Below are 19,029 nucleotides of genomic sequence, written 5' to 3' on the forward strand. Positions count from 1 at the left end.
GTTCGTCGTCCCGGGTCAGCCTTGCGGGCCGTCGCGGCGCGGTCGGCGGGGCTGGCGCGGGTCCGATTCGGGCGGGCGGGGGCGGCCGGGCGTCTGCCTCGGCGGCGCGCCGCGTCCCGGGGCGGGCCTGCCGCGCTCGGGCTGGGGGCGTTCGGGGCGACCGCGTTCCGGTTGCGCGCGCTCCGGCTTGCCGCGCTCGGGCTGCCCGCGACCGGGCTGGGCGCGGCGCGGGCGCTCCTCGGCGGCGCGGGACTCGCCGCGCGAGCGCCCCTGCGGGGAGCGCCCGCGCTCGGCCTCGGCCGGGCGGGCGCGTTCCCGGGAGGACCGGTCCGGCTTGGCGGCGCGCTCGCCTTTGGCGGGCCGCTCGCCTTTGGCCGACCGCTCGCCCCGCTGCGGGCGTTCGGCGCGGGCCTTGGCGGGTCGGGCGTCCGGGTCGCGCCGGCGCGGGCTTTCCTCGCCGCTGTCGTCGCGGCGCTTCGCGGGCTTGCGCCGCTTCTTGGTCTCCGCGTCGCTTTCGGCGATCTCGGCGGGTTCGCGCGCGGACTCCCGCTCTGTAACGAACATGCGAACGAGTCCGATACCCAGGGCGATGGCGGTGGTGCTGGCCATGATCGGGAAACTGCTGATGAGCGGGTTCACCACCGCCAGCGCCATCCCGGTCAGCCCGCCGCTTCCGCCCGAGCCGACCAGCAGCATGACGATCGGCATCACCAGCACGAGCACCAGCGGCGCCTGCACCATCGGCCCGAACACGCCCCGGCGCCGCACCATCGCGACCGCGGTGAGGCTCCCCACGACGAACAGGGTGTTGAACAGCAGCCCGGGCTTGGACCAGATCAGGACGTCCAGCAGCGTCCCGAGGGCGGTCGCTCCGACGGGGACGAGCACGGCCCCCCACAGCGGCATTCCTCTGGTGCCGAAGGCGGAGCGTGCCGACCAGCGGGGCGCGCCGTGGCCGGGGTGAGGGGCGCTTCGGCTCTCGCGGGTAGCGGTCACAGGTTCCCACGGTAACGGTCTGGACCGGAGGCCGAGCCACCTCTCCGGAACTTCGGCGTCCGGAGCGGGTGAATTCCGGGCACTTCGGGCGACGGCGGATCGCCCCTTCGATTGGTGCGGCCGGCCGGATGCCGCTTCACTGGAGCCCGGGATGTGAGCCTTGACACAGGACGGCCACCCGTCCTAGCGTCCGGGCAATCGTTTTCTCGCGGCAGCGGGACGGGAGGCCTGATGAGCGCACTGGTCGAGATGGGCGGCATCACCAAGCGCTACGGCGGCGTCCTGGCCTGCGACGACGTGGACCTCTCGGTGGCGTCCGGCGAGGTGCACGCGCTGCTCGGCGAGAACGGCGCGGGCAAGTCGACCCTGATGAAGGTCCTCTCGGGGGACGTCACCGACCACTCCGGGACGATCACCGTCGGCGGCCGCCCGGTCTCCTTCGCCAAGCCGGTCGACGCGCAGCGCGCCGGGATCGCGATGATCCACCAGGAGCTCGACCTCGTCCCCGGGCTCACCGTCGCCGAGAACCTCTACCTCGGCCGCGAGCCGCGCACCGGCTACGGGGTGGTGGACCGCAGGCTGATGGCCGCGCGCACCCGGGAGCTGCTGCGGCGCACCGGCATCGACATCGACCCGCAGCGCCCGGTCGGCGGTCTGCGCGTCGGCGAGCAGCAGCTGGTCACCATCGCCCGCGCGCTCGCCCTGGACGCCCGGGTGCTCATCATGGACGAGCCGACCTCCGCGCTGTCCAACGCCGAGGTGACCCGGTTGTTCGGGGTGATCGCCGAACTGCGGCGCGCGGGCACCGGCATCGTCTACATCTCGCACCGGATGGACGAGATCGGCCGGGTCGCCGACCGGGCCACGGTGCTGCGCAACGGCCGGGTGGTCGCCGAGTTCGCCGCCCGGGAGCTGACCGCCGCCCAGGCCGCCGAGGCGATGGTCGGGCGCTCGGTGCCGGCCCTGCTGGAGGCCGAGCACCCGGAGCCGGGGCCGGTGCTGCTGGAGCTGGCCGGGTTCGGGATCACCCCGCGCCGCCCGCGGGTCGGCCGCCGCGAACCGGCGGGGGTCGACCTGACCGTGCGCGCCGGGGAGATCGTCGGGCTCTGCGGTCTGCTCGGCAGCGGGCGCACCGAGCTGCTCGAAGCGCTGTTCGGCGCCGGTCCGCCCGGGCGGTGGCACGGGACGGCGACCCTGTCGGGACGTCCGGTGCGGTCTGGGGGTCCGCGCCGGGCGTTGCGCCAGGGCATCGCCTTCGTGCCCGAGGACCGCCGGACCTCCGGGCTGGTGCTGGGCCATTCGGTGCGGGCCAACGCGGTGCTGTCGATCCTCGGCGAGCTGGGGATGGCCGGGCTGGTCCGGCGCCGCGCCGAGGTGGAAGCCACCGAGCGGACCGTGCGGCGGCTCAAGGTCAAGCTCGGCCACATCGCCGATCCGGTGGGCACGCTGTCCGGCGGGAACCAGCAGAAGGTCGTGTTCGGCCGGATGCTGCTCACCGAACCCGGGCTGCTGCTGCTCGACGATCCGACGCGCGGCGTGGACATCGGTGCCAAGGCGGAGATCTACGAGCTGCTCCGGGAGATCGCGGCGCGCGGCATCGGCGTGCTGCTGGCCTCCTCCGAGCTGCCCGAGCTCGTCGGCCTCTGCCGGCGCGTGGTGGTGCTGCGCGCCGGGCGCAGCGTCGCGGAGTTCGACACCGCCGAGGTCGGCGAGGCCGACCTGCTGGCGGCGGCGATGGGGGAGCCGGTGCACCCGGACGATCCGGGCCCGGTGGTCGGGAGCGGAGGTGCGCCATGAGCGACGTCGTCGAAGAACCCCGCACCGGGGGCCCACCGAGGCGGCCGGGCGTCGCCGAGACGCTGTTCCGGTTCCAGAGCTTCTTCGGGCTGGTGGCGGTCTTCCTGGCCGCGATCGTGTTCTCGCCGCGCGGCGACGAGGGGCAGGTCCTGTTCCTCACCAGCGACAACCTGTTCAACATCGTGCGCGCGGTCTCGGAGATCGGGATCATCGCGATCGGCCTGACCTTCGTGATCCTGATCGGCGGCATCGACCTGTCGGTGGGCTCGGTGCTCGGGCTGGCCGCGGTCGGCTCGGCGGTGCTCATGGTCCACGACGGCGTCGGCGTGTTCGGCGCGGTGGTGCTGGTGCTGGCGGTCGGGATCGTGTTCGGGCTGTTGCAGGGCACCGCGGTCGCGCTGCTGGGGGTGCAGGCGTTCATCGTCACGCTGGCCGGGCTGCAGATCGCCCGGGGGCTGGCCCGGATGTGGTCCGGCGGCGAGACGGTGCAGATCTCCTACGGCGAGGGTCCGGGGCAGGCGCCGATGCTGTTCTCGCTGCTGGGCGAGCGCACCTTCGGCGGGGTGGTGCCGATCCCGGCGCTGATCTTCCTGGCCGTCGCGGTGGCCGCGGTGCTGTTCCTGCGGGGCAGCGCGTTCTCCCGGCACCTGTACGCCATCGGCGGCAACGAGAAGGCGGCGCGGCTGTCCGGCGTGCCGGTGAACCGGACGAAGATCATCGCGTTCGGCATCGCCGGGTTCTGCGCCGCGCTGGCGGGGATCGTGCACGCCGGGCAGCTCAACGCGGGCAGCCCCAACGACGGGATCGCCTACGAGCTCGACGGCATCGCCGCCGTCGTGGTCGGCGGGACGAGCCTGGCGGGCGGCCGGGGATCGGTGATCGGCACCATCGCCGGGGCGCTGCTGCTGGGCATCCTCAACAACATCCTGAGCCTCAACAGCGTGAACACCGATCTGCAACTGCTCATCAAGGGGCTGGTGATCGTCGCGGCGGCGGCGCTGCAGCGGTTGCGGCCCGCGCCGTAGCGACTGGGAAGGGATGCACCATGCGCAAGACGACGAGGTCATTGTTCGCCATCGGGTGCGCCGTCGCGGCTCTCGGCGCGGCCGGGTGCGGCACGACCAGCGAGAACACCGGGCAGGCGCAGCCGCAGGACCAGTCCGCGCACTGCGGGGGTCCGGACCGGCAGTACACCATCGGCATGAGCCAGGCCAACCTCGCCGAGCCGTACCGGGTGCGGATGGACGAGGACATCCGGAAGGCGGCGGCGGAGGTCCCGCAGTTCGAAGTGGAATTCGCCGACGCGGCCAAGGACAACTCCAAGCAGGTCACGGACGTGGAGAACTTCCTGACCAAGCAGGTGGACCTGCTGATGATCTCGCCCAACGAGGCCGCGCCGCTGACCGATGTGGTCACCAAGGCCTACAACCGGGGCGTGCCGGTGATCCTGCTGGACCGCAAGATCGAAGGTGACGCCTACACCACCTACATCGGAGCCGACAACGTCGCGATCGGGAGGCAGGCCGGTGAGCACTTCGCCCGGACGTTGCTGCCGGAAGGCGGGAAGATCCTCGAAATCCAGGGACTTTCCGGATCCACTCCGGCCAAGGAGCGCGCCGACGGCTTCCGGCGGGGAATCCAGGGCTCCGGAATCGAGATCGTCGCCACCGCGGACGGGGAGTGGGAGCGCTCGGTGGCGCAGGAGAAGGCGGACGCGCTGCTGAAGTCCCACCCCGACGTGCGGGCGGTGTACGCGCACAACGACCCGATGGCCGAAGGTGCCTTCCTGGCGGCGCAGGCGGCGGGCCGCGACGACCTGATGTTCGTCGGCATCGACGGGCTGCCGATCCCCTCCGGCGGCATCAAGGCCGTGGAGGCCGGCCGGCTGGACGCGACGAACCTGTACCCGACCGGCGGTGAGGAAGCGGTCGCCGCCGCGAAGGCGCTGCTGATCGACTGCACCGAGGTGCCCAAGACGCAGACCCTGCCCACCGAGCTGATCACGAAGGACAACGCCGCGGCGGTCTACGCCCGGCTGAACGAGGGCTGATCCGGACGACGCGGGCGGCCCCGGCATTCCGGCCGGGGCCGCCCGCACCGCTGCGCGCGAATAATCCGAAGTGGACTCGAGTGCCACCGCAACGCCACCTGGATGGGGGTAGTCGAGGCCGGGAATTTCGGTGACCATCTGATCAGGTGAACCCGTCAAATCGCACGACACGCCCGAACGGCTCGGAGTGCCGACTCTTCACATTTTCGCCTGCGAACATCGAGTCGGTTTCTCCACGCGATGTGATCGCGAAATCGGAATTGTAATCGTGAACCGCTGTCGGAATGAATTCCCCGACCGCAGCGGCGAGTGGTGTGCGCAGGGAGGCGAGCATCGATGCTCAGGAATGGTGATCGGCGCGGTCCATCGCACCGGAGACGCCGAATTCCGTGGCGCCGGTTCGGCGCGGGAGCGGGGGTCGCGGCGCTCGCCGTCGGCCTCATCACCGCGGGTCCGGCCCACGGGCAGCCCGCCGAACCGCCGGGCGACGTCGCGGCCGAACGCGCCCGCGGCCCGGTCGGCTGGGAGACCTACCGGGACCTCGACGGCCTGGCCCGGTCGCGCACCGGTGAGGAGTCGTTGCAGTTCTCCAGCTACGACCGCACCGGCGGCAACGACGACGGCTTCAACGGCACCTACTCGTGCCTGCGGCAGTCCGGCCAGGGCTGCGTGATCGCCGAGCACACCGGGGCCGGGGAGATCTCGTCGATCTGGTTCACCCGCGAACCGCTCGGCGACGTCACCGCGACCGGCAACATCATCATCGAGCTGGACGGCCGGGTCGTGCTGGACGCACCGCTGGTCGACGTGGTCAGCGGTCGGCTCGGGGCGCCGTTCGCCTGGCCGCTGGTCGGCAACGCCGACGACACCGCGGGCGGCGCGGTGATCAAGGTGCCGATGCCCTACCGCGAGTCCATGCGGGTGACCGTGCAGAACAACCCGTACTTCTACCACGTCGGCTACCGGACCTTCCCGGACGCCAGCGGCGTGCAGACCTTCGACCCGGGCGATCCGGCGCGCGACGTGCTCGACCGGCTGCGCGCCTTCGGCGTCTCGGACCCGAAGCCGGCGGCCCCGGGGTCCGTGCCGGTCCGGCGCGACTTCGACCTCGCGCCCGGTGCCTCGACCACCGTCGCCGAGCTGACCGGGCCCGCCGCGATCGACCAGCTCCGGGTGCGGCTGCCGCAGGTGGTGGCCAGCCCGCAGGTCGTCGACGACGGCTACGCCTACGGCCCCGGCGGCGGCAGCTCGTTCCGGATGCGGGTGGACCCGGCCAACGACGGCATCCGGCTGATCCGCCGCTTCGACCCGCAGGTCGCCAACCAGGTCGCGGACGTGCGGGTGGACGGCGTGCACGTCGGCCAGTGGCGCAGCGGCGCGGCGGCCCCGGGCCGCTGGGGCGTGGAGATCATCGAGGTGCCCGGCACGATCACCGCGGGCAAGTCCGAGGTGACCATCGACAACCGGTTCGTCTCGGCGGCGGTGGACGTCAACGAGTTCCGCTACGACGTGCACAGCCGGGTCGGCGGCGAGTGGGAGCGCACCGACGTGCTCGACCTCGGCCCCTCGCACCCCGGTGAGCAGGCCGCGCACGGCTACCGGATCGACAACCGGGTGTTCGAGCGCACCAAGCTGGTCGGGCGCTACCCGACCGCGCAGCGCGACGTCACCGCCTCCGACGCGGTGCTCGAAGGCGCCCGGCTGCGGATCAGCTTCGACGGCCGCACGACCGTGGACGCGCCGATCGGGGAGTTCTTCGGTTCCGGGCTCGGCGAGCACGACGTGCGCAGCCTGATGAGCTCCATCGACCCCGGCATGGACGGCTGGTACACCTCCTGGTGGCCGATGCCGTTCCGCCAGGGCGCGACCGTCGAGATCGTCAACGGCAGCGATGTTCCGATCCAGGGCGCCACCGTCGAGGTCACCAGCGCGCCGACGCAGGTCGGCCCGGACACCGGCTACTTCCACGCCACGCACCACCACGGCCGGACCGTGCCCGGGCAGGACTGGAACTTCCTGGACGCCACCGGGGCGGGCACCTTCTACGGGGTCACGCACAGCATGCGCGGGCTGATCCCGCCGAACGCCACCGCCCAGACGAGCCAGCCGCTGTCGGACGAGCGGCCCGGTGCGCTCGCGCAGCCCCGCGCCGCCAACCAGCGCAACTACCTGGAGGGCGACGAGCGGTTCTACGTCGACGGCGCGTCCGAGCCGGCCTGGCACGGCACCGGCACCGAGGACTTCTACGAGTCGGGCTGGTACTTCCGGTTCGGCACCACGTTCTCGATGCCGCTGATCGGCAACCCGTCGCACGAGATGGCCAACGACGGCTGCCAGTACGACTGCACCGGCACCTACCGGCTGCTGGTCAACGACGCCGTGCCGTTCCGCACCGCGCTGCGGGCGGGCATCGAGCACGGGCCGGGCAACGACGAGCCGGGGATCTACAGCTCCACGGCCTACTGGTACGGCGGGTTCCCGGCGCAGCGGGTGCCGGACCCCGCGCCGCCCGCACCGGAGTCGCCGATCCCGCCGCAGGCCCCGTCGGAGCCGGTCCCCTCGGGGCAGGTCCCGCCGGAGCAGCGCCCGTCGGAGCCGGTGCCATCTGGCCAGGTCCCGTCCGAGCCGGTGCCGTCGGAGCAGGGGTCCTCGACCGAGCGGCCGGCGGCCGAGCCGCAGTCCGGTACCGCGCCGACCCCGGGTCCGGGGCCGCAGGTGCCGGAGGACGCCGACCGGTGGATGCCGGAGGCGATCCGCGAGCAGCTCGGGTGGCGCGATCGCTGACCGCCTGATCGCGGGGGTGGGCGCCGACCGGCGCTCACCCCCGCGTGCTGCTCCCGCGCGGCACCAGGTGCGCGGACAGCGTGCTGGTGGAGACCTCGCCGCGGGCGCCCGCGATCCGGTCCAGCAGCAGCCGGGCGGCCAGCGCGCCCATGTCGTAGGCGGGCTGGGCCACGACGGTCAGCGGCGGGTCGATCAGCGTGGTCCACGGCGCGTCGTCGAAGGCGACCACGCCGACGTCGCGTCCCGGCCGCCGACCCAGCTCGGCCAGCGCCGCCAGCACGCCCACGGCCATCGCGTTGTTGGCCACCAGCAGCGCGTCCGGCGCCGCCTCGGCCAGCAGCGAGCGGGCCGCGGCCTCGGCTCCGGTCGCCCGGAACTCCGAACGCCGCACCAGTTCGTCGGACCCGCCCAGCCCGGCGGCGCGCAGCCCGTCCCGGTAACCGGCGAGCCGGTCGTCGGCGGTGAGCACGCCGCGCGGACCGGTGAGGCAGCCGATCCGGCGGTAGCCCTGCTCGGCCAGGTGCAGCACGGCCTGCTCGGCGGCCCGCCTGCTGTCCACCAGCACCGCGTCCCCCGTCGAGTCGGGCAGCGGCCGGTCCACGGCGACCACCGGCAGCGCGTACCGGGCGAGCAGCTCGGCGCTGTCGGCGTCCCCGGTCGGGGTGAGCAGGATGCCCGCCACCCGCTCCTGGAGCGCCACGTCGATGTACTCGCGCTCCTTGGCCGGCTCGTCGTCGGAGTTGCACAGCACCAGCGAGTACCCGGCGGCGTGCGCGACGTCCTCCACGCCCCGCGCGACCGCGGTGAAGAACGGGTTCTCCACGTCGGAGATGATCAGCGCGAGCACCGCGGTGGCCTGCTTGCGCAGGTTGCGGGCCGGTCCGTTGGGGCGGTAGCCGAGCTCGGCCGCGGCGGACTGCACCCGCGCCGCCAGTTCCGGGTCCACCGTGCTCTTGCCGTTGAGCGCGCGGGACACGGTCGCGGTCGACACCCCCGCGCGGTGCGCGACATCGCTGATGGTGGCCACGTTGTCCTCCTCCGCTGGCCGCGTGATCGCGGCCCGCCCGCCTTGACACTCCACGCCAGACCAGAATAGCGTCCGGGAAAACGATTGCTCATACTCCCGTCGTGGCGTCTCCACGACTGCGGCGAGCCGGCCTCGAGCACGCCGCGGACGTCCCCAGCAGCCAACGCCGTCTGTCGCAGATCCAGGGAGGAACCGTGGCCCGCATCGGTGTCATCAGCATTTCCGACGGTCGAGACCACGTGCACGCGCGCAACGCGTCCTTCATCCAGTCCAAGCAGGACGGACTCGTGGCCTCGCTGCGGTCCGCCGGGCACGACGTGGTGGTGGGCCGCGAACTGGTCGCCACCAACGACCTGGCGACCTCGGTGGCGCGGGAGGTCGCCGCCGCCGACGTGGACGTCACCGTCCTGTACTACGCGGTCTGGGCGTTCCCGCACTTCACCATGCTCGCCGCCGACGCCACCCGGAGCCCGCTGGTGCTGGTGGCCTCCACCGACCCCACCGAACCCGGGCTGGTCGGGATGCTGGCCGCGGGCGGCGCGCTGGACCAGATCGGGCGCAGCCACGTCCGCGCCTGGGGCGCCCCCGACGACGCCGAGCTGGCCCGGCGGATCGGGGCGCGGGCCACCGCGGCCGCGGCCGTCTCGGCGCTGCGCGGGTCCACCTTCGGGCGCTTCGGCGGTCGCCCGATGGGCATGAACACCGCCGTGGCCAACACCGACCAGTGGATGCGCACCTTCGGCATCGACGTCGAGGAGATCGACCAGTACGAACTGGTGCTGCGCGCCGAGAAGGCCGACGCCGCGGAGGCCCGGGCGGCCCGCGAGTGGATCGAGCGGCACGCCGCCGGGGTGCACTACGACGGCGCGAAGCTCACCCCGGAGCTGCTGGAGCGCCAGATCCGCTCCTACCTGGCGATCCGGGACATCATCGCGGAGCGGAACCTGGACTTCTCCGGGATCAAGGCGCAGCCCGAGCTCACCGAGAACTTCGCGACGATGGACGTCACCGAGGCGTTCCTCAACGACCCCTACGACTGGAACGGCCCGAAGGAACCGCACGTCTGCGCCACCGAGGCCGACATGGACGGCGCGCTGACCATGCAGCTGTTCAAGTCGGTGGCGCGCACCCCGGTGCTGTTCGCCGACGTCCGGCACTACCACGCCGACCGCGACATCTGGGACCTGTGCAACTCCGGCCAGCACGCCACCTGGTACGCCGCGCGCAGCGACGACCCGGCGGAGAACCTGGCGAAGGTCAACTTCTACCCGGAGGTGTTCTTCTTCCCGGCGGGCGGTGCCTCGGTGCAGCACATCGCCGCGCCCGGGCGGATGACGCTGGGACGGCTCACCCGCGAGGACGGGCGCTACCGGCTCCAGCTCATGCTCGGCGACTTCGAGAGCTACGACGCGGCGACCAACCAGGAGCTCGTCGACCAGTCCACCCCGGAGTGGCCGCACGCGTTCGCCCGGCTGGACGCACCCGGCGAGCTGTTCCTGTCGAAGTTCGGCGCGAACCACATCCACGCCGTGCCGGGCGATCACCGCGAGGCGCTGCGGGCGGTCGCGGATCTGCTCGACATCCGCCTCGACGAGTGGACCCGGGGCTGAAAAGCTGTCCGCGACGACGACGAGGAGGCGGGGCGGATGGACCAGGTGCTGCTCGGCATCGACATCGGGACGTCGAGCTCGAAGGGGGTGCTGGTCGCCGCGGACGGCCGGATCATCGCCCGGGCGAGCCGACCGCACGAGACCTCCTACCCGCATCCCGGCTGGGTCGAGCACGACGCCGAGTCGGTGTGGTGGGCGGATTTCGTCGCGCTGGTGCGGGAACTGCTGCCCGCCGCGGAGGGCCGGCAGCTGGCCGGGCTGGGCGTCAGCGGCATCGGCCCGGTGCTGCTGCCCGCCGACGGCGCGGGGAACCCGCTGCGGCCGGCCGTCCTCTACGGGGTGGACACCCGCGCCACCGCCCAGATCGACGCGCTGAACGAGGAGCTCGGCGCCGAGGAGATCCTGCGGCGCGGTGGTTCGGCGCTGACCAGCCAGGCCGTCGGCCCGAAGATCCGCTGGCTGGCCGAGCGCGAGCCGGACGTCTACCGGCGCACCGAGATGCTGCTGATGTGCAGCTCCTACCTGGTGCACCGGCTCACCGGCCGGTACGTGCTGGACCACCACTCGGCCAGCCAGTGCGATCCGCTCTACGACCTGCACGAGCGGACCTGGTCGGCGAAGTGGGCGCCGGAGGTCGCCCCCGACCTGCCGCTGCCGGAGCTGGTCTGGTCCACGGAGGTGGTCGGCCGGGTCGGTGCCGAGGCGGCGGCCGAGACCGGGCTGCCGGAGGGGCTGCCGGTCACCGCGGGCACCATCGACGCCTGGGCCGAGGCCACCAGCGTCGGCGTCCGGGCGCCCGGCGACGTGATGCTGATGTACGGCACCACGATGTTCTTCGTCCAGGTGCTCACCGATCCCCGGCCGCACCCGGCGCTGTGGGGCACCTGCGGGGCGTTCCCGGACACCTACACGCTGGCCGCCGGGATGGCCACCTCCGGCGCGGTCACCGAGTGGCTGCGCGGGTTGTTCGACGGCGACTTCGCGCGGCTCGTCGCCGATGCGGGCGAGGTTCCGGCGGGCAGCCGCGGGCTCCTGCTGCTGCCGTACTTCGCCGGGGAGCGGACGCCGATCTTCGACCCGGACGCCCGCGGCGTGCTGGCCGGGCTGACCACCGCGCACGGCCGGGCCGAGCTGTACCGGGCGGCGCTGGAGGGCATCGGCTTCGGCGTCCGGCACAACCTGGAGGCGATGGCCGAGGCGGGCGGCGCGGCGGAACGGCTGGTCGCCGTCGGCGGCGGCACCCAGGGCGGCCTGTGGACGCAGATCGTCACCGACATCGCCGGGCGGGAGCAGCAGATCCCGGCGGAGACGGTCGGTGCCGCCTACGGCGACGCGCTGCTGGCCGGGGTCGCCACCGGCAGCGCCATCGACCCGGACGGCTGGAACCCGGTGACCTCGGTGGTGCGCCCCGACCCGGAGCGCAGCGAGCGCTACGAGCGGTTCTACGAGCACTACCGCGACCTCTACGAGGCCACCGCCAGGACGGCGCACTTCCTGGCAGCCGAACAACACGCCGCAGACTGACGCCCCTCAGTCGTTTCAGACGGCGTTGACGAGGTGAGGGGCACCCTTGCCCAAGTTACTTGGACAAGGGTGCCCCTCACTCAGTTCACGGACGGGTGACGGGAGCGTCGGGCCTCCGCGCTTCGCCGGTCGGCCCGCTGCGGGCGGGCGTGCCGAAACCGTGCCGGGGCTGATCCTGATCTTGTTAAGCTCACTTGATCGGGTGAAGTTCGGGTCGGGGAGTGCTGTGGTGCTGAGGCGGTTGGTGGCGCTGTGCGCCGGGCTGGCCGTGCTGGTCGCCACCGGGTGCTCCCGCGCGTCGAGCGCCGACGTCCCGGCCCCGCGCACCGCCGCCGCGGACCTCGGTGCCGCCGAGGTCGTGCGCGGTGCCGTCTACGCCGAGCGCGACTCCGGTCCGCTGGCGCTGGACCTCTTCCTGCCCGAGGCGAGCGGCGAACCGGTGCCGCTGGTGGTCTACGCGCACGGCGGCGGCTGGGACGCGGGCGAGCGCACCCTCGACGCCGATCGGCGCACCGCCGAGGCGCTGGCCGCCGAACAGTTGCTGGCGCGCGGGTACGCGGTGGCCACCGTGGACTACCGGCTGACCACGGTCGCCCCCGCCCCGGCGCAGGTGGTCGACGTCAGCGATGCGGTGCGCTGGTTGCAGCGCAACGCCGACCGGTGGGGGCTGGACCCGGACCGGGTGGCGCTGTGGGGCGCGTCGGCGGGCGGTCACCTCGTCGCGCAGCTCGGGGTGGCGACCGATGATCCGGCGGCGCCGGGCGGCGGGCTGACCGGGATCCGCGCGGTGCTGGACTGGTTCGGGCCGACCGACCTCAGCGCCGAGGCGCAGGCGAAGTACACCGAGCTGACGCCCTACGCCGAGAAGGTGATCGTGCGGCTGCTCGGCTGCCTGCCCGCGGAATGCCCCGAGCGCGCGGCGGCGGCCAGCCCGATCGAGGGCGTCTCCGGTGCCGAGCCGCCGTTCCTGATCCAGCAGGGCACCGCCGATTCCCTGGTGCCGCTGGAGCAGAGCCTCGACTTCGCCGCCGAACTCCGCCGCCGCGGCACCACCGTCCAGCTCCACCCCTACGAGGGCGTCGACCACGGATTCGGCCGCGGACGCCAGGCCGAACTCGCGGTGGACGCCCTCATCGCCTTCGTCGAAACCCACGTCTGACCGGCCACCCGAACCAAAGCGCCGAAGCGGCGAAGCCGCTTCCAGCCCACGCACGCGCCACCCGCAACCGCCGTCAGGCAAGCGGCGAAGCCGCTTCCGCCTTGCCCCACCTAAGCAGCTTGCACCGCCGCGGGTTCTCAGCGGTCTTCTCGCGAGGACGCCCTGACGCTGTGTACGTGGTTGGTACATGAGGAAGGGCGCCCGGAGCGAGAAGGCCGCTGAGGTTCCGCTACCGGCACCGCCACGCAACATGACCACGACTACTTAAGACTGCTGAGGCTCCGGAAGCGCTGCGTCGTCTTCTCTTCTTACTGCCCCCACCGACCCACTCCCCGCCGTCTCGGCCAGCGGCTGCACCGCGTTGCGGAACGTCTCCAGCGCGTCGAGTTCGCGCCGCCGGGCGGAGACGAAGCGCTGGAGGTGGGTGCTGGAGAGGTTCACCGCCTCCACCGCGCCCCCGGCCGCGCGCTGGGCCCGCACCGCCTGCGCCCGGACCTGCTCGATGTCCTCGGCCAGGGTGCGCTCGGTGGCGGCGAACAGGGCCGCCGAGGCCAGCACCGCGAATCCGGTGGGGCCGCACAGGAAGACGCGCTTGTCCAGCAGCCAGGACAGCAGTTGCGGGTCGGTGTCCAAGGCGGAGACGACGGCGGCGTCGGAGGGCACGAACATGATCGTCCCGTAGATCGCGTCGGCCCACCGCTGGTAGCCCTTGCCCGCGAGCTCGGTCGCGCGGGAGCGGATGTTGCGCACGTGGACGCGCAGCGCGTCGGCGCGCTCGGCGGGGTCGTCGGTCTCGACCGCCTCGGCCCACACCGCCAGGCTCGCCTTGGCGTCGACCGGCACCTGCCGCCCGCCGCCGACCGACAGCACCAGGTCCGGTCGGGCCGCCCCGCCGCCCGCGAGGTCGGTCTGGAGCGTGAAGTGGACGCCTTCGCGCAGCCCCAGCGACCGCGCGGTCTCCACCAGCACCTGCTCGCCGAGCTCACCGCGCCCGGTGATCGAGGCGAACGCGACTTCGTAGCGGCGCAGCGCGGCCTGCTGCGCGGCGCCGCGGGAGCGCTCGGCCTCCACCATGCGCAGCGCGTCGTCGGCGCGTCGCGCGCTGTCGGTGTAGAGCCGCCAGAGCAGCAGCAGCGCTCCGGCGCACAGCAGCACGAGCACGACGACGACGGCGATCAGCAGCCCGGTACCCACCGCACCATGATGGCCGATCCGCTGCGGCGCGGGGGAATCCGGTACTGCCCGTGATCGCGCGGCGCACCGCGCGTGATCGCCGCGCCCGACACGCGGGGGGTCGACCTGGTGATCTCCGGTCCTCGCTAGCGTGACCGGAATGCGGGTGCTGCACACCTCCGACTGGCACGTGGGCCGGACCTTCCACGGACGTGACCTGCTCGGAGATCAGGAGGCAGTCCTGACCGGGCTGGCCGACCTGGTCGTCGAGGAGCGCGTCGACGTGGTGGTCGTGGCCGGGGACCTCTACGACCGCGCGGTGCCCTCCGGGGAAGCGGTGCAGACCTGCGTGCGGGTGCTCTCGGCGATCCGCCGGGCCGGGGCGCGGCTGGTGATCACCTCGGGCAACCACGACTCGGCGGCGCGGGTCGGCGCCTTCGGCGAGTTCGCGGCGGCGGGCGGCCTGCACCTGCGCACCAGCCCCACCGAGCTGCACGAACCGGTGCTGCTCGACGACGAGCACGGTCCGGTGGCCTTCTACGGCATCCCGTACCTGGAACCCGATCCGGCCCGCCAGGCGTTGCGGGCCCGCACCGACGTGCCCGGCGCCTGCGCGGAGGTCCCGCGCGGGCACACCGGCGTGCTCACCGAGGCGATGAACCGGGTGCGCGCCGACCTCGCCACCCGACCCGGCGCGCGGTCCGTGGTGCTCGCGCACGCCTTCGTCACCGGTGGGACGGGCAGCGATTCGGAGCGCACCATCGCCGTCGGCGGGGTGGAGCAGGTGCCCGGCGCGGTGTTCGACGGCGTCGACTACGCGGCGCTGGGTCACCTGCACGGGGCGCAGCGGCTCGCCGAGCACCTGCGCTACTCCGGCAGCCCGCTGGCCTACTCGTTCTCCGAGGCGGCGCACCGGAAATCGGTCTGGCTGGTGGACCTCGACGCCGACGGGCTCGCCGAGGTGCGGCGCCGCGAGCTGCCGGTGCCGCGCCCGCTGGCCGCGATCGAGGGCGAGCTGGCGGCGCTGCTCGACGCGCCCGAGCACGACGCGGTGACCGACCACTACCTGTCGGTGACGCTGACCGACGAGGTCCGCCCGCTGGACCCGATGCGCCGCCTGCAGGAGCGCTTCCCGCACGCGGTGCACCTGGAGTGGAAGCCGGCGGGCGGCCGGGCCACCGCCGAACTCCGCTACGCCGAGATCACCCGGGGCCGGGACGACCACGAGCTCGCGGCGGGTTTCGTCGCGGACTGCCGGGGCAGCGATCCTGGCGACGGGGAACGCGCGCTGCTCGCCGAGGCGCTGCGCACCGCGAGCAGCGCGGAGGTGGCCCGATGAGGCTGCACTCGCTGCGCCTGAGCGGCTTCGGCCCGTATCCCGACGAGCAGGTGGTGGACTTCGACGCGCTGGGCGCCGACGGGTTGTTCCTGCTGCACGGCGACACCGGCGCGGGCAAGACCACGCTGCTCGACGCCATCGCGTTCGCCCTCTACGGCCAGGTGCCCGGGGTCCGCGACGACGCCAAGCGGTTGCGCTGCGACACCGCCGATCCCGGCACGCCCACCGAGGTCGAGCTGGAGCTCACGGTGCAGGGCCAGCGCCTGCGGCTGGTGCGCAGCCCCGAGTACCAGCGGCCGAAGAAGCGCGGCGAAGGCTTCACCACCCAGCAGGCCAAGGCGTCGTTGACCTGGGTCTCGGGGGCGCCGACCGGCGAGTCCCCGGACGGGCTCACCCGCATCGACGAGGTGGCCCGCACGGTCGAGCGCCTGCTCGGGATGACCGCGGTGCAGTTCACCCAGGTCGTCATGCTGCCGCAGGGCGATTTCGCGAAGTTCCTCCGGGCCGACACCGGGGAGCGGGAGAAGCTGCTGGAGAAGCTGTTCGGCACCCAGCGCTTCGGCGAGGTGGAGCGCTGGTTCGTCGAGCGCCGCCGGGAACGCCACCGCGAGCTGGAGCAGCAGTCGTTGCGGGTGCGGGACCTGCGGGCGCGGCTGGCGCAGGTCGTCGGGCACGAGCCGGTGGACGACGACGACCGCAACTGGCTGGAATCGGCGCAGAAGCAGGCGGTCCGCGAGCTGGAGGACGCCCGCGCCGAGCACTCCCGGCTGCGCCGCGAACGCGACGCGGCCGAGGCGGTGCTGGCCGAGCGCCGCGGGCTCGCCGACAAGGTGCGCCGGGTGCGGGACGCCCGCGCGGTGCTGTCCGAAGTGGACGACCAGGCGGCGGACGTCGAGGCGCGCCGGGCCGAGCAGGACGCCGCGCACCGCGCGGAACCGGTGCTCGCGGCGCGAACGGCGTTGCGGCGCGCCGAATCCCGGTTCGAGGAGGCCGCCGGAGGGCTCCGCGAGGCCGCCGCGCGGTGCACCGGCCCCGACGACCCGGTGGCGGAGCTGCGCGAGCGGGCCGGGCACGCCCGCGAGCGCGCCGGGGCGCTCGCCCAGCTCCTCCCCGAGGCGCGGCAGCAGGAATCCGACCGCGCCGCGCTGGCCGCGCTGGAGCGCGGCTCCACCGAGGACGAGAAGACCGAAGCCGGACTCCTCGACCGGCAGGCCGCGCTCCCGGAGCGGATCACCGCCGCCCGCGCCGCCGTCGACGAGGCCAGGCAGGCGCAGCCGAAGCTGGACCCGCTGGCCACCCGGCTGGTCGAGCTGGACGCGCTGCTGCGGACCGCGCGGGAACTCCCGGCCGCGCGGCGGGCGTTGCGCACCGCCGAGGACCGCGCGCAGCAGGCCGTGGACGAGCACCAGCGGGCCCGCGACCGGGCGCAGGAACTCCGGGAGCGGCGGCTCGCCGGGATGGCCGCCGAACTCGCCGCGGGGCTGGCCGACGGGCCGTGCCCGGTGTGCGGGGCGGCCGAGCACCCGGCCCCCGCCGAACCGGTCGCCGATGCCGTCGGCGCCGAGGACGAGGACCGCGCGCGGCAGGCCGAGCAGCGCGCCGCCGCGCACCGCGACGAGCTGGCCACCGCGCTGCACCAGGCCCGCCAGCACCACGACCGGCTCGCCGAACGCCTCGGCGAGCACACCGAGGAGCGGCTGGCCGCCGAGGTCGACGAGCGCACCGCCGAGCACGCCGCGCTGCGCGACCTGGTCGCCGCGCTGCCGGAGCGGGAGCGCGCGCTGGCCGACCTCGAAGCCGAGTCCGAACGGCTCACCGGCGAGCTCGGCGAGCTGCGCACCCGGCTGGCGCGGCGCCGCGCCGAGCGGGACGCCCTGAGCGCGACCATCGCCGACCGCGAGGAACGGCTGCGCGCGGCGCGCGGCGAGCACGACGGCATCGAGCAGCACCGCGCGGCGCTGCTGGACACCGCCGCCGCGCTGGACGGGCTGGTCACCGCCCGCACCGCCCACGCCGAGGCCGAGCAGCGGGTCGCCGAGCAGCGCGACGCGCTCACCGCCGCCGCTACCGCGGCCGGGTTCGACGACGTGGACACCGCGCTGGCCGCGCGCCGCGACGAGGACCGGATGGCCGCGCTCGCCGAGTTCCTCGACGGGGTGGCCGAGCGCGCCGCCGGGGCCCGCGCCGCCCTGGCCGATCCGGAGCTGTTCGGGGTCGAGGCCGACACCGAGGTCGACGTGGACGGCGCCGCCGGGACCGCGGCCACCGCGCGCACCGCCGCCGAGGACGCCGCGGCCCGGGCCCACCGCGCCGAGCAGCAGCACGCCGACATCACCCGGCTCGGCGAGCTGCTGCGCGAGGCGTGGACCCGGCTCGAACCCGTCGAGACCGCCTACCGCGAGCTCGACGCGCTCACCGACGTGGTCAACGGGCGCGGCCAGAACCGGCGCCGGATGTCGCTGCGCTCCTACGTGCTGGCCGCGCGGCTGGAGGAGGTCGCCATCACCGCGACCCGCCGGTTGCAGCGGATGAGCGGCGGGCGCTACTCGTTCGTGCACTCGGACGCGGCCGGGGCGCGCGGCACCCGGGGCGGGCTCGGCCTCGACGTGCTCGACGACTACTCCGGCAAGGTCCGCCCGGCCAAGACGCTCTCCGGCGGCGAGTCGTTCCTGGCCTCGCTGTCGCTGGCGCTGGGACTGGCCGACGTGGTAGCGGCCGAATCCGGTGGCGTGCTGCTGGACACGCTGTTCATCGACGAGGGCTTCGGCACCCTCGACGCCGACACCCTCGACCTGGTGATGGACACCCTCGACGAGCTGCGCGCCGGAGGCCGCGTCGTCGGCCTCGTCTCGCACGTCGAGGAGATGCGCCAGCGCATCGGCGTCCGCCTCCGGGTCCGCAAGTCCCGCACCGGATCCACCCTCGAACTCCAGACCTGAGCGCCCTCCCCGACCGCCCAGGCGACGAGCCACCCGAACGGGAACTGAGTGAGGGGCACCCTTGTCCGAGTATGTTGGGCAAGGGTGCCCCTCACTCACGTCCCGTACGGGTGACGACGCGGTGTGGACGCCGGGCGTGAGGCGTCCTCGGCATCGGCGGCGCTTCCGGTACCACCACGTCGCGGCGGCCGAAAATCCCGCGCCGATCGGGAGTTCCGCGTGCTACCACTGCGGGATGGACCCCGTGCTCGCCGAACTCGCCGAACTGGAGCCGCTGTTCCACCGGGGCACGACGCTGCCCGAGGTGGAGGCGATGATCGCGCCGGACTTCCGGGAGATCGGCGCCTCCGGCCGGACGTACTCCCGGGAGCACGTGATCGCGGTGCTGGCCGAGCGGTTCCGGAACCCGGTGCCGGAGCGCTGGGAGACCGACGACTTCCGCCGCCGCGAACTGGCGCCGGGCCTGCACCTGCTCACCTACGCGCTGCGCCAGGGCGACCGGCTCACCCAGCGGGCGACCCTCTGGCAGCGGACCCCCGACGGCTGGCAGGTCCGCTTCCACCAAGGCACCGTCGTCACCCGAACGGGAACTGAGTGAGGGGCACCCTTGTCCAAGTATGTTGGGCAAGGG

13 protein-coding genes are annotated in these 19,029 nt (G+C 73.8%); 10 read left to right on the forward strand and 3 right to left on the reverse strand.

The annotated features are described in order from the left end of the window. Positions 1–15: 15 nt before the first annotated feature. Positions 16–906 (reverse strand): DUF6542 domain-containing protein, encoded by an 891-nt coding sequence (locus tag ABD976_RS02100; protein ID WP_345356145.1) that lies wholly within the window; start codon positions 904–906, stop codon positions 16–18. 321 nt (positions 907–1,227) lie between these two features. On the opposite strand from ABD976_RS02100, the gene ABD976_RS02105 reads away from it, so the two are divergent. From ABD976_RS02105 to ABD976_RS02120, 4 genes are all read left to right on the forward strand, one after another. Next, entirely contained in the window at positions 1,228–2,793 is a 1,566-nt protein-coding gene (locus ABD976_RS02105) for a sugar ABC transporter ATP-binding protein (RefSeq protein ID WP_345356147.1), read from the forward strand. Beyond that, positions 2,790–3,818 carry an ABC transporter permease gene (locus ABD976_RS02110; protein WP_345356149.1) on the forward strand — a complete coding sequence of 343 codons (1,029 nt, stop codon included), beginning with the start codon at positions 2,790–2,792 and terminating at the stop codon, positions 3,816–3,818. The genes ABD976_RS02105 and ABD976_RS02110 overlap by 4 nt, the downstream gene beginning before the upstream one ends. Before the next feature lie 20 nt (positions 3,819–3,838). Next, a complete protein-coding gene (locus ABD976_RS02115) occupies positions 3,839–4,843 on the forward strand; it encodes a substrate-binding domain-containing protein (RefSeq protein WP_345356151.1) in 1,005 nt (334 codons plus the stop codon). A 336-nt stretch (positions 4,844–5,179) separates the two neighbouring features. Next, positions 5,180–7,627 carry a glycoside hydrolase family 172 protein gene (locus tag ABD976_RS02120; RefSeq protein WP_345356154.1) on the forward strand — a complete coding sequence of 816 codons (2,448 nt, stop codon included), beginning with the start codon at positions 5,180–5,182 and terminating at the stop codon, positions 7,625–7,627. A gap of 34 nt (positions 7,628–7,661) precedes the next feature. Here ABD976_RS02120 and ABD976_RS02125 read toward each other — a convergent pair whose 3' ends face one another. After that, positions 7,662–8,654, reverse strand: a complete 993-nt coding sequence (locus ABD976_RS02125; RefSeq protein ID WP_345356157.1) for a LacI family DNA-binding transcriptional regulator — start codon at positions 8,652–8,654, stop codon at positions 7,662–7,664. 194 nt (positions 8,655–8,848) lie between these two features. On the opposite strand from ABD976_RS02125, the gene ABD976_RS02130 reads away from it, so the two are divergent. The 3 genes from ABD976_RS02130 (at position 8,849) to ABD976_RS02140 (ending at position 12,947) form a co-directional block, all read left to right on the forward strand. After that, a complete protein-coding gene (locus tag ABD976_RS02130) occupies positions 8,849–10,264 on the forward strand; it encodes an L-fucose/L-arabinose isomerase family protein (RefSeq protein WP_345356160.1) in 1,416 nt (471 codons plus the stop codon). 36 nt (positions 10,265–10,300) lie between these two features. Further along, entirely contained in the window at positions 10,301–11,788 is a 1,488-nt protein-coding gene (locus ABD976_RS02135; protein WP_345356163.1) for an FGGY-family carbohydrate kinase, read from the forward strand. A gap of 229 nt (positions 11,789–12,017) precedes the next feature. Continuing rightward, the gene (locus ABD976_RS02140; RefSeq protein ID WP_345356166.1) at positions 12,018–12,947 is read left to right on the forward strand and encodes an alpha/beta hydrolase fold domain-containing protein; all 930 of its coding nucleotides are present in this window, start codon (positions 12,018–12,020) and stop codon (positions 12,945–12,947) included. Between the two features lie 264 nt (positions 12,948–13,211). Here the strand turns inward: ABD976_RS02140 and ABD976_RS02145 are convergent, their stop codons facing one another. Next, entirely contained in the window at positions 13,212–14,141 is a 930-nt protein-coding gene (locus tag ABD976_RS02145; RefSeq protein WP_345356169.1) for a DNA recombination protein RmuC, read from the reverse strand. 139 nt (positions 14,142–14,280) lie between these two features. Between ABD976_RS02145 and ABD976_RS02150 the strand changes: the two genes are divergently transcribed. From ABD976_RS02150 to ABD976_RS02160, 3 genes are all read left to right on the forward strand, one after another. Next, positions 14,281–15,459 carry an exonuclease SbcCD subunit D gene (locus ABD976_RS02150; protein WP_345356172.1) on the forward strand — a complete coding sequence of 393 codons (1,179 nt, stop codon included), beginning with the start codon at positions 14,281–14,283 and terminating at the stop codon, positions 15,457–15,459. Beyond that, positions 15,456–18,398: an AAA family ATPase gene (locus ABD976_RS02155; RefSeq protein ID WP_345356175.1), complete on the forward strand. Its 2,943-nt coding sequence runs from the start codon at positions 15,456–15,458 to the stop codon at positions 18,396–18,398. The genes ABD976_RS02150 and ABD976_RS02155 overlap by 4 nt, the downstream gene beginning before the upstream one ends. A 235-nt stretch (positions 18,399–18,633) precedes the next feature. Then, a complete protein-coding gene (locus ABD976_RS02160) occupies positions 18,634–18,996 on the forward strand; it encodes a nuclear transport factor 2 family protein (protein ID WP_345356178.1) in 363 nt (120 codons plus the stop codon). The last annotated feature ends 33 nt before the right edge of the window (positions 18,997–19,029 follow it).

The organism is Saccharopolyspora cebuensis (genome assembly GCF_039542665.1).
In the GTDB taxonomy this organism is placed as follows: domain Bacteria; phylum Actinomycetota; class Actinomycetes; order Mycobacteriales; family Pseudonocardiaceae; genus Saccharopolyspora; species Saccharopolyspora cebuensis.